The organism is Streptomyces odontomachi, assembly GCF_024435355.1.
GTDB lineage: Bacteria > Actinomycetota > Actinomycetes > Streptomycetales > Streptomycetaceae > Streptomyces > Streptomyces odontomachi.
Genome location: NZ_JAMJWG010000059.1, coordinates 1 through 12,111, shown reverse-complemented (window position 1 = coordinate 12,111; position 12,111 = coordinate 1). Strand labels below are relative to the sequence as shown.

At 69.7% G+C, this 12,111-nt stretch carries 5 protein-coding genes; 4 read left to right on the top strand and 1 reads right to left on the bottom strand.

Features of this window, described 5'->3' with window-relative positions; genetic code table 11:
* The first annotated feature begins 92 nt into the window (after positions 1 to 92).
* The gene (locus tag NQO67_RS43260) at positions 93 to 818 is read left to right on the top strand and encodes a DegT/DnrJ/EryC1/StrS family aminotransferase (RefSeq protein ID WP_255956151.1); all 726 of its coding nucleotides are present in this window, start codon (positions 93 to 95) and stop codon (positions 816 to 818) included.
* Positions 819 to 895: 77 nt separating this feature from the next.
* Here the strand turns inward: NQO67_RS43260 and NQO67_RS43255 are convergent, their stop codons facing one another.
* Positions 896 to 3,616, bottom strand: coding sequence for a SpoIIE family protein phosphatase (locus tag NQO67_RS43255; RefSeq protein WP_255956150.1), 2,721 nt, complete (start codon positions 3,614 to 3,616; stop codon positions 896 to 898).
* Positions 3,617 to 4,008: 392 nt separating this feature from the next.
* On the opposite strand from NQO67_RS43255, the gene NQO67_RS43250 reads away from it, so the two are divergent.
* The 3 genes from NQO67_RS43250 to NQO67_RS43240 all read left to right on the top strand — a co-directional run.
* The gene (locus tag NQO67_RS43250) at positions 4,009 to 9,435 is read left to right on the top strand and encodes a HAMP domain-containing protein (protein ID WP_374119314.1); all 5,427 of its coding nucleotides are present in this window, start codon (positions 4,009 to 4,011) and stop codon (positions 9,433 to 9,435) included.
* Between the two features lie 320 nt (positions 9,436 to 9,755).
* Positions 9,756 to 10,439 carry a response regulator gene (locus NQO67_RS43245; protein WP_255956149.1) on the top strand — a complete coding sequence of 228 codons (684 nt, stop codon included), beginning with the start codon at positions 9,756 to 9,758 and terminating at the stop codon, positions 10,437 to 10,439.
* 248 nt (positions 10,440 to 10,687) lie between these two features.
* Positions 10,688 to 12,111, top strand: a 1,424-nt coding sequence (locus tag NQO67_RS43240) for a DNA translocase FtsK 4TM domain-containing protein (RefSeq protein WP_255956148.1), incomplete at its 3' end; no start/stop codon positions are given.

Below are 12,111 nucleotides of genomic sequence, written 5' to 3'. Positions count from 1 at the left end.
CTTTGAAAATGGTCCCGGAACTTCGGTTCCGGGACCATTTTTATTTCTCCGGACTTTACTCTTCGTTCACGTAGCCTGGAGACCCTCCAGGCATGGGGACTCTTGAACTGCTGCGTGCGGCAGGCGTCGGAGCGGGCGATGAGGTCATCGTGCCCGCCTTCGGAAATGTCGAGGTGGCCGAGAGCGTCGCACACGTCGGGGCGCTCCCCGTCTTCGTCGACATCGACCCGTTGACCTACTGCCTCGACCCGGACGCCGTGGCCGCCGCCGTCAACACACGCACGGCCGCCGTGATCGCCGTACACCGCTTCGGCAGGCCGGCCGACCTGGCGCGACTGCACGCGCTGGGCGAACGCCACGGCCTGCTCACCCTCGAACACGGCGACCCCGAGGCCATGCCCGAGCCGCCCCAGCCCGGCGCCGCGCACGCCGGCCAACCACCCGTTCCCCAGGACGTGGTGACACAGCGCCGAGCGTACGCGGCACTACTGGACCTGCGGCTCACCGGAGTTCTCACCCCCGAAGACAGCCCAGGGCACACGTACCGGCAGTACGTGGTCCGGGTGCCGGGCAACGGGCGACCCGACCGGGACGCCTTCGCGCGCGCCGCACGGGCCAGAGGAGTCGCATGCCGGGTGCCCGTGAAGACGGCCGTGCACCGACTCCCGGAGTTCCGGCGCGACATCCGTCTCCCGGAGACCGAACGGGCCGCCGACGAGACACTGTCCCTGCCGGTGCACGCCGGCCTGCACACCCGCGAGCTACGCCGCATCATCGCCGCCTGCAACGCCCTCGGAGGCCTGCTGCAACCTGCGTGATGACGGCGCGTCAAGCACCAACAGAGGCCGCCGCAGCCGGACCGGAAGTGCCACGGCAGCAGGCCTGAGCCCGCTTCTCAGTCCTGGTGCGGCTCCGGTACCCGCATGGCCAGGATCGCCATGTCGTCGGAAGGGGCGTCCGAAGCGAAACGTTCCACGGCCCGTAGGACGCGGCTGGCGACCGCGCCGGCCGTGAGACCCGTGCAGGTGGTGAGGACCTCCACCAGGCCGTCGTCACCGAGCATGCGGGTGCCCTCGCGGCGTTCGGTGACACCGTCGGTGACGCACAGCAGGACGTCGCCGGGCTCCAGGGTCACCGTCTGCTCGTACAGGTCGAGGTCGTCCATGACACCGAGCAGTGGCTGAGGCTCGGCGGCGGGCACGATGGTGCCGTCCTGGCGCAACCGCAAGGGCAGCGGATGGCCCGCGCAGACCACCTTCAACTGCGCGCTGCCGTCCTCCTGCGGGCGCAGCTCCCCGTAGAGCAGGGTGAGGAACCGGCTGCGGGCGCCCTCGTCGAGGATGGCGGCGTTCAGACGCTCCAGAACGGCCGGGCCGCCGAAGCCCTCACGGGCGAGCAGGCGCAGCGCATGGCGGGCGAGGCCGGTGACCGCGGCCGCCTCGGGACCTGTGCCGCAGACGTCGCCGATGGCGAAGCCGTAGCTGTCGTCGCTGATCGGGAACAGGTCGTAGAAGTCGCCGCCGACCTCGTTGCCCTCGCCGGCGGCGCGGTAGATGACCTCCACCTCGACGCCCGGCACCTCGGGCAGCTCCGGCGGCAGCAGGCTGCGCTGGAGGGACTGGCTGATGGCGGTGCGCTCCGAGTACAGGCGGGCGTTGTCGAGGGCCAGCGCGGCCCGGCGGGACAGGTCCTCCGCCAGCTCCAGGTTCTCCTGGCGGAAATGGTCCTCGGAGGGCTTGCCGAGGGTGAGCATGCCGATGACGCGGTTCCGGGCCACCAGGGGAAGCACGACGGTCTCACCGCCGACCGCGGAAGCGGTGGCCAGCGTCGGCCCGATACCGGCGGAGACGCTGGTGGGCTCGCTGCCGCCGATACTGCGCAGGGAGGTGCGCAGCGCGGCCTGGTGTGCGGCCTCCGCGGGGGCGGACCAGACACGGGCACCGGGGGTGGGCACCGGGTCCGGCGGGTCGATCTTCGACAGCAGCTCCTTGAGGCCGTCGATGCGTTCCTCGTCCTCGTGCAGCACGTAGGACAGGTACGGCTCGGAGGACTGGTCGGCGATGGTGTAGACGGCGCACCAGGTGGCCAGGGTGGGAACCGTCATCTGGGCCATGAGGGCCAAGGTCTGATCGCGGTCCAGGGTGCCGGCCAGCAGATCGGAGGCCTCGACGAGGAAGGAGAGGGAGCCGCGGCGCAGGCGCTCCAGCTCGCCCAGGCGGGCGGACTCCACGGCGAGGGCGATGCGGTCGGCGGCGAACTGAAGGCGCAGCGCCTCCTCGTTCGAGTAGCGGGCGGGTGCCTCGGCGGCGACGCCCAGGGAGCCGGTGAGCCGGCCCTCGACCTTCAGCGGGACGGTGACGACGGACCGCATGCCCGTGCCGTCGAGCAGCGGTACGGCGCCCTGGACGACGCTGAGGTCCTCGTGGACGGCCGGCATCCGCGCCGAGCCGAAGCGGCCGCCGTGGCCGGCCTCGACGGGGACACGGGCGAAGCGCTGGCGTGCCGAGGGCAACCCGGTGGACGCGCGCACCTCCAGCTCCGTCTCGTCGTCGGTGGCGAGCAGCAGGAAGGCGGCGTCGCCGTCGAGCATGTCGCGTGCGCGTTCCACGGTGCGCTGGAGCAGGCCGTCGAGGTCCTCCGGGGCCGGCGAGCCGATGAAGACCTCGAAGGGGTCGACGGTCGCGGTCTCGCCGGAGCCGTCCGAAGCAGGGGCGCGCAGGGGGGTCTGGAGAACGGCGCGCTCGTGGTCGCGTACCAGCAGGCAGACCGTGGACGGCTCGCCGTCGGCGTCACGGACCCGCAGGTGGGAGCCGTAGACGGGCACGACACGGCCGGAGGCGCTGCGGATGCCGTAGCTGCCCTCCCAGCGGGAGAGCTGGAGGGCGTCGGCGATGCCGGTGCTGGTGCCGGGGGTGTGCGGCCAGGCGGCGAAGTCGGTCAGCGGCTTGCCGGCGACCTGTTCCTCCGGGTAGCCGAACAGTTCCTCGGCGTCCTCGTTCCAGGAGGCGACGGAGCCGGTGCGGTCGATCTGGACGACGGCGACGCGTACCCGGCCGCCGGCGAGCGGGAGGAGGTTCACCGGCAGGGGCGGGCCCGCGGTGCGGGTGCCCACGGGGCGGTCCGGTGAGGCGAGCTGGAACCAGACGTTCTTGTGGGTGGGGGTGTACTCGACTCCCCAGCGCCTGGCGAGCGCCGCGCACAGCTGAAGACCGCGGCCGCCCTCGCTCTCGGGGCTGCCCATGTCGATGGGGGAGTTCTGGACCGGGACCTCGCGCTCCGGGTAGCGGTCGGAGACCTCGATGCGGACACCGTCGGTGGCGCGTAGGCAGAGCACTTCCGCGGAGGTGCCGGCGTGCACGACGGCGTTGGTGACGAGTTCGCTGGTGAGCACGACGGCGTCGTCGGCGATGTCGGTCAGGCCCCAGCCCTGGAGGGTGTCGCGCACGAAGGAGCGGGCGGTGGCGACGGAGCGTCCCAAGGGCTCGAAGGTGGCTGCCGCGCGCGCGGTGATCACAGAACTCCTCGTCCGGGTCTCGACGTGCCAGGCCTGCCGATCGGTGTACTCGTCAGGCCGGCCCGGGGGCTGCGCCCCGGGCCGCTGCACTCCGGTGGTCATGTGCGGCCGCCCCTCCGATTACCGCTCGTACTCGTGCCCCGCCTCCCAGCCATCGCACTCGGCGTGGTTGGACAGCCGCAGGCAAGGTTACTTACCTTCGCGGTCTATGCGGATGCCGCCCGTAAGAGTTTCCGCCCAGAAGGTGTGCGGACGGTGTGGGAAGCTGCCGAACTGTTATGGCCGGGTTCCGCATGGGTGAAACACTGGGCAGGCTTCTAGAGGGAACAACGCAAGAACACGCAACAACCTTCGAGAGCCCGAGCAATAGGTTCGACCCCCGCAGGAGGGACACGGTGGAGACTGGCGGAGGCGTGCGCAGCACCAGCACGCACGCACGAGGTGGACAGTCGCCCAGTAAGCCGCGCACTTCCCGGCGGAACGGGACAACCGCGGTGGACACGGCTGCGCTGCAGAGGTTGCTCGCAGCGTTGGAGGCGATGCGGGACGGCAACTTTCGTAAACGTCTCACCGTCTCGGGCGATGACGTCATGGCCGAGATTGCGGCCGTGTTCAATGAAGTCGCCGAGCGCAATGTTCATCTGACGGGTGAGCTCTCGCGCGTGCGCCGGGTCGTGGGGCGTGAGGGGAAACTCACAGAGCGGCTGGAGGCCGGGGCCGGCGAGGGCTCCTGGGCAGCCGCGATCAAGGCATCGAACGCCCTGGTCGACGATCTGGCGCGGCCGGTGGCCGAGGTCGGCAGGGTGCTGACGGCGGTGGCCGACGGCGATCTCGACCAGCGGATGGAGCTGCGATCGCAGGCCTCCGACGGCGCCGACCGGCCGCTGCGCGGCGAGTTCCTGAGGGTCGGGCGGACCGTCAACAACCTGGTCGACCAACTGTCCACGTTCACCGACGAGGTCACTCGGGTGGCCAGTGAAGTGGGCACCCAGGGCAAGCTGGGCGGACAGGCGCAGGTGCGCGGAATGTCCGGTTCCTGGAAAGACCTCACGGATTCCGTCAACACCATGGCCGAGCGACTCACCGCCCAGGTGCGTGACATTGCTCTCGTGACGACCGCCGTGGCGCGTGGTGATCTGTCACGCAAGGTGACGGTCGAAGTGGCCGGCGAGATGCTGGAGCTGAAGAACACCGTCAACACGATGGTGGACCAGCTCTCGTCGTTCTCGTCGGAGGTGACGCGGGTCGCCCGCGAGGTGGGCACCGAGGGCGAGCTCGGGGGGCAGGCCCGGGTGCCCGGTGTGGCGGGTGTGTGGAAGGACCTCACCGATTCGGTGAACCTCATGGCCGGCAACCTCACCGCACAGGTGCGGGGCATCGCGCAGGTCACCACCGCGGTCGCCAGCGGCGACCTGTCACAGAAGGTGACCGTGCGGGCGCGTGGCGAAGTCGCTCAGCTCGCCGACACCATCAACCAGATGACGGAGACGCTGCGCACCTTCGCCGACGAGGTGACCCGCGTGGCCAACGAGGTCGGCGCCGAGGGCCGGCTGGGCGGCCAGGCGAATGTGCCGGGTGCGGCGGGCACGTGGAAAGATCTCACCGATTCGGTGAACACGGTTTTCCGTAATCTGACCACTCAGGTGCGGGACATCGCCGCGGTGACGACGGCGGTGGCCAATGGTGATCTGTCGCAGAAGGTCACCGTCGATGTCGCCGGCGAAATGCTCGAACTCAAGAACACCGTCAACACGATGGTGGATCAGCTTTCGTCCTTCGGTGCCGAAGTCACCCGTGTGGCGCGAGAGATCGGCGTGGAAGGCGAGCTGGGCGGCCAGGCTCAGGTGCCGGGTGCGGCGGGCACGTGGAAGGATCTCACCGATTCGGTGAACACCGCTTTCCGCAACCTCACCGGGCAGGTCCGCAATATCGCCCAGGTGACGACGGCGGTGGCCAACGGTGATCTGTCCCAGAAGGTCACCGTCGACGTCTCCGGCGAAATGCTCGCGCTGAAGAACACCGTCAACACGATGGTGGACCAGCTCTCCAGCTTCGCCGACCAGGTGACGCGGATGGCGCGGGACGTGGGCACGGAGGGCCGCCTCGGCGGTCAGGCCCGGGTGGACGGGGTCAGCGGCACGTGGAAGGAGCTGACGGACTCCGTCAACTTCATGGCGGGCAACCTGACTTCCCAGGTCCGCCAGATCGCCCAGGTCACGACGGCCGTCGCGCGCGGCGACCTGTCGCAGAAGATCGACGTGGACGCGCGCGGCGAGATCCTCGAGCTGAAGAACACCATCAACACGATGGTCGACCAGCTGTCCGCCTTCGCCGACCAGGTGACCCGGGTGGCCCGCGAGGTCGGCACCGAGGGACGGCTGGGTGGCCAGGCGCAGGTGCCGGGCGTGGCCGGTGTGTGGCGGGACCTGACCGACTCGGTGAACGGCATGGCCGGCAACCTCACCACCCAGGTCCGCAACATCGCCCAGGTGGCGACCGCGGTGGCCCGTGGTGACCTGTCGCAGAAGATCGACGTGGATGCCCGCGGCGAGATCCTGGAGCTCAAGAACACCCTGAACACCATGGTCGACCAGCTCTCGAACTTCGCGGAGCAGGTGACCCGGGTGGCCCGCGAGGTCGGCACCGAGGGCATCCTCGGCGGCCAGGCCGAGGTGCAGGGTGTCTCGGGCACCTGGAAGGACCTCACCCAGTCCGTCAACTTCATGGCGAACAACCTGACGATCCAGGTGCGCAACATCGCCGAGGTGACGACCGCGGTCGCCAAGGGCGACCTGTCGAAGAAGATCACCGTCGACGCCCGGGGCGAGATCCTGGAGCTGGTCACCACCGTGAACACCATGGTGGACCAGTTGTCGGCCTTCGCCGACCAGGTCACCCGGGTGGCACGTGAGGTGGGTACGGAGGGCCAGCTGGGTGGCCAGGCCCGGGTGCCGGGCGTCACCGGCATCTGGAAGGACCTCAGCGACAACGTCAACCTGATGGCGAAGAACCTCACCAGCCAGGTGCGGAACATCTCCCAGGTCGCGACGGCGGTCGCCAACGGCGATCTGACCAAGAAGGTCACGGTCGAGGCGAGCGGCGAGGTCGCCCAGCTCGCCGACACGGTGAACACCATGGTGAAGACGCTGTCGTCGTTCGCCGACGAGGTGACCCGAGTGGCCCGCGAGGTCGGCACCGACGGCATCCTGGGAGGTCAGGCGCGGGTGCCCGGCGTCGCCGGTACCTGGAAGGACCTCACCGAGTCGGTGAACTCGATGGCGTCGAACCTGACGGGCCAGGTGCGAAACATCGCGATGGTGACCACCGCCATCGCCAAGGGTGATCTCACCAAGAAGATCGACATCGATGCGCGCGGTGAGATCCTGGAGCTCAAGACCACCATCAACACCATGGTCGACCAGCTCTCCAGCTTCGCCGAGCAGGTCACCAGGGTGGCCCGCGAAGTGGGCACGGAAGGCCAGCTGGGTGGTCAGGCGCGGGTGCGCGACGTGGACGGCACCTGGCGCGACCTGACCGAGTCGGTGAACGAGATGGCCGGCAACCTCACCCGCCAGGTGCGCGCGATCGCCGCCGTGGCCACCGCGGTGACCCGCGGCGACCTCAACCTGAAGATCGACGTGGACGCCTCCGGCGAGATCCAGGTCCTCCAGGACAACATCAACACCATGATCGCGAACCTGCGCGACACCACCATCGCCAACAAGGAGCAGGACTGGCTCAAGGGCAACCTGGCCCGCATCTCCGGTCTGATGCAGGGCCGCCGTGACCTGGAGGACGTCGCCTCGCTGATCATGAGCGAGCTGACGCCGGTGGTCTCCGCGCAGCACGGCGCCTTCTTCCTGTCGGTGCCCACGGACGACGCGCAGGACCCGCAGGCCACCATCACCGGCGACTCCTACGAACTGCGGATGCTCGGCAGCTACGGCTACTCGATGGGGTCGATGCCGACCTCGTTCAAGCCGGGCGAGACCCTGATCGGGACGGCGGCGCAGGAGAGGCGGACGATCCTGGTGGAGAACGTGCCGCCGGGCTACCTGAAGATCTCCTCCGGACTCGGTGAGGCACCTCCGGCGCATGTGATCGTGCTGCCGGTGCTGTTCGAGGGGACCGTCCTCGGCGTGATCGAGCTGGCCTCGTTCCAGCCGTTCACGCAGATCCAGAAGGACTTCCTGAACCAGATCGCGGAGATGATCGCCACCAGCGTCAACACGATCAGCGTCAACACCAAGACGGAGATCCTGCTGAAGCAGTCGCAGGAGCTGACCGAGCAGCTGCGGGATCGCTCGGAGGAGCTGGAGAGCCGGCAGAAGGCGCTCCAGAACTCCAATGCCGAGTTGGAGGAGAAGGCCGAGCTGCTGGCCCAGCAGAACCGCGACATCGAGGTGAAGAACACCGAGATCGAAGAGGCCCGCCAGGTCCTGGAGGAGCGTGCCGAGCAGCTCGCCGTCTCGATGCGTTACAAGAGCGAGTTCCTCGCCAACATGTCGCACGAGCTGCGCACCCCGCTCAACTCGCTGTTGATCCTGGCCAAGCTGCTCGCCGACAACGCGGAGGGCAACCTCTCGCCGAAGCAGGTCGAGTTCGCGGAGACGATCCACGGCGCCGGCTCGGACCTGCTCCAGCTGATCAACGACATCCTTGACCTGACGAAGGTCGAGGCGGGCAAGATGGACGTCTCTCCGACGCGCATCTCGCTGGTCCAGCTCGTCGACTACGTGGAGGCGACGTTCCGGCCGCTGACCGCGGAGAAGGGTCTGGACTTCTCGGTCCGGGTCTCGCCCGAGCTGCCGGCGACCCTCCACACCGACGAGCAGCGGCTGCTCCAGGTGCTGCGGAACCTGCTGTCCAACGCGGTGAAGTTCACCGACTCGGGCGCGGTGGAGCTGGTCATCCGGCCGGCCGGCGCGGACGTGCCGATTGCCATTCGCGAACAGTTGCTGGAGACCGGGGCCCTGAGCGATCCGGAGGGCGAGCTGATCGCGTTCTCGGTGACCGACACGGGCATCGGCATCGCGGCGAGCAAGATGCGGGTGATCTTCGAGGCGTTCAAGCAGGCCGACGGGACCACCAGCCGCAAGTACGGCGGCACCGGTCTCGGCCTGTCCATCAGCCGGGAGATCGCACGGCTGCTGGGCGGCGAGATCAACGCGGCGAGCGAACCGGGCCGCGGCTCGACGTTCACGCTGTACCTGCCGCTGCACCCGAGCGAGCTGCCGCCCGAGGGGTACGCGCAGCTCGCGCCGTCCATCGAGCCCGGCGACACGCTGGCGGTCCTGGAGGGCATGCCCGCGGAGGTGAAGTCCTACCAGGACTCGCAGACCGGGCCGGCCGCGCTCTTCCGGCGCCGTCGCAGGGCCGTGGCGCCCCCGGCGCAGCCCGCGCAGCTGCCCCCCGCCGGGCAACCGGTCGTGGAGCCGCCCAAGGAGCCCGCCGAAATGCCGGGCGCGGACAGCGCGCCCATGCAGGCCCAGCAGTCCGACGCGGATCGGGACACGACGTCGGCACCGGTGCAGGTGCCCGGTTTCGACGGCGAGAAGGTGCTGATCGTCGACGACGACATCCGCAACGTGTTCGCGCTCACCAGCGTCCTGGAGCAGCACGGCCTGTCCGTGCTGTACGCGGAGAACGGTCGCGAGGGCATCGAGGTCCTGGAACAACACGACGATGTCGCCGTTGTCCTGATGGATATCATGATGCCCGAGATGGATGGGTACGCCACGACGACGGCGATCCGGCGGATGCCGCAGTTCGCGGGGCTGCCCATCATCGCGCTCACCGCGAAGGCCATGAAGGGCGACCGTGAGAAGGCCATCGAGTCCGGCGCCTCGGACTACGTGACCAAGCCGGTCGATCCGGACCATCTGCTGTCCGTGATGGAGCGCTGGATGCGGGAGGAGTGACGGATCTATCAGCCGGCATATGCCAGAGGAGCCACCGGCGTACGTTTCCCGGGTAGCGAAGTTGTAGCCTGAACGCGGCTGAACGCCGTGTGGTATCACGGCTCCCGGGGAACTTTCCGGGCCCTGCCGGACGTTTCCCGGGTGTGCTGTGATGCGTGCACAGTGACATGACGGTGACAGGGTGTGGCGACAGGCGGGGTGCGGCTACGATGACCGGCACAAGGACGGACGGCGTAAGGGAGTCGTCCCCCGGGGCGGCGAATGCCGCCCCAAGTCCTGCGGACAGGGGAGGCCCCATGCCGGGGCGAGGAGGGCGGGCCATGGTGCAGAAGGCCAAGATCCTCCTGGTCGATGACCGGCCGGAGAATCTGCTGGCGCTGGAGGCCATCCTCTCTGCGCTCGATCAGACGCTGGTCAGGGCATCGTCCGGGGAGGAAGCGCTCAAAGCGCTGCTCACGGACGACTTTGCGGTCATCCTGCTGGACGTCCAGATGCCGGGCATGGACGGCTTCGAGACGGCCGCGCACATCAAGCGCCGTGAGCGGACCCGCGACATCCCCATCATCTTCCTCACCGCGATCAACCACGGCCCGCACCACACCTTCCGCGGCTACGCGGCCGGCGCAGTGGATTACATTTCGAAACCCTTCGATCCGTGGGTGCTGCGCGCCAAGGTGTCGGTGTTCGTCGAGCTTTATATGAAGAACTGCCAGCTGCGTGAGCAGGCCTCCCTGCTGAGGCTCCAGCTCGAAGGCAACGGCAAGGAGCCCGTCGGAGAGGCGAAGGAGCCCGCCGGCCTGCTGGCCGAGCTGTCCGCGCGTCTCGCGGCCGTCGAGGAGCAGGCGGAAGCCCTCTCCAAGCAGTTGGACGACGAATCCGCGGATGCGTCGGCGGTGGCGACCGCAGCCCACCTCGAGCGCAAGCTGACCGGCCTGCGCCGCGCCCTGGACGCCCTGGAGCCAGGCACGGGCAACGGCGCGTCGACACTGCCCGCGCAGAACTGACGGCGCCCTCGAGCGCCCGCGTAGGCGCCTTTGCGGGGCCGGCGCCATTGCAGGCCCGGAGAAGGCGCCGCCGTGCGTGAGGCGGCTTGGATGAACACGACGCGACCGGTGCCGGTATGACGGTCGGTCCCGTCGGCCGCCCTGCCGCATGACGCCCCGTCAGGTCGAGTCACCCGCACAGCGCGACACGAACGGGTGAAGCGTGGGCACGCGTGTCCACCAGGCCTCGCGGCGGTAATCTCACCCCTATGGCCCCACGTCAGTCCGCAGCCAAGAAGACGTCGGCGAAGAAGGCGACCGCGCCGGCACAAGGCGCGGCGAAGAAGGCCGCAGCGAAAAAGGGGCCCGCGAAGAAGGCGCCGGCAAAAAGGGCGCCGGCGAAGAAGGCACCCGCGAAGAAGGCGGCCGCCAAACCGGCACCCAAGCCCGCCCCGAGTCCCACCGGGGGCGTCTACCGCGTGGTGCGCGCCGTGTGGCTCGGCCTCGCGCACACCATCGGTGCCCTGCTGCGGGGCATAGGGCGCGGCGCCAAGGGCCTCGACCCCGCCCACCGCAAGGACGGCCTCGCGCTCCTGCTGCTCGGGACCGCGCTGATCGTCGCCGGCGGCACCTGGTCGAACCTGCAAGGCCCGGTCGGCGACCTCGTGGAGATGCTGGTCACCGGCGCCTTCGGACGACTCGACCTGCTGGTGCCGATCCTGCTGGCCGCCATCGCCGTCCGCCTGATCCGCCACCCCGAGCGGCCCGAAGCCAACGGCCGGATCGTCATCGGCCTGTCCGCACTGGTCATCGGCGTCCTCGGCGAAGTGCACATCGCCTGCGGGGCACCGGCACGCAGCGACGGCATGCAGGGCATCCGGGACGCCGGCGGACTGATCGGGTGGGGCGTGGCCACCCCGCTGACGCACCTGCTCAGCGACGTTCTCGCGGTACCGCTGCTGGTGCTCGTCACCGTCTTCGGACTGCTGGTGGTCACCGCCACCCCGGTCAACACCATCCCGCGGCGGCTACGGCAGCTCGGCGGCACACTCGGCCTCCTCCACCCGGACACCGACGAGGCGGACCACCTCGACGACGTCGAGGACGACACCGACGACGACGCACGCTACGACGAGCAGTGGCGCAAGACACTGGAGCCCGCCCCACGCCGGGGCCGCAAGCCACGCCAGGACAAGCTCGGGGCGCCCGGCCACGACCAGGCGGAGGAGCAGGCGCTCTCCAAGCGCCGCAAGACGCGCCAGGCCCCCACAGGCGCCTCGGACGGCTCCCGCGACGCGGTCGACGTGGCCGCCGCGGCCGCCGCCGCGCTCGACGGCGCCGTGCTGCACGGCATGCCGCCCTCCCCGCTTGTGGCCGACCTCACCCAGGGCGTCACCGTCGACCGCGGTCCCGGCCAGACCACCCCGGTGCCGGCAGCACGCGGCTCGCAGCCGGCTCCACCCACCGCTGACGAGGCGGCGGACTCGCACCGCACCCCGGACGAGCCATCGGACGACGCCGGCGTGCCCGACCTGACCAAGTCCGCCGCCCCCGCGAGCCCACGGGAGCTGCCCCCGCGCGCCGAGCAACTCCAGCTCTCCGGCGACATCACCTACGCCCTGCCCTCGCTGGACCTGCTGGAGCGCGGTGGCCCGGGGAAGGCGCGCAGTGCCGCCAACGACGCCGTGGTGGA

What these genes read in the sequence shown, in the direction of transcription:
- NQO67_RS43260 (WP_255956151.1), top strand. Translation starts at nt 93, where the DNA reads ATGGGGACTCTTGAACTGCTGCGTGCGGCAGGCGTCGGAGCGGGCGAT.
- NQO67_RS43255 (WP_255956150.1), bottom strand. Translation starts at nt 3,616, where the DNA reads ATGACCACCGGAGTGCAGCGGCCCGGGGCGCAGCCCCCGGGCCGGCCT.
- NQO67_RS43245 (WP_255956149.1), top strand. Translation starts at nt 9,756, where the DNA reads ATGGTGCAGAAGGCCAAGATCCTCCTGGTCGATGACCGGCCGGAGAAT.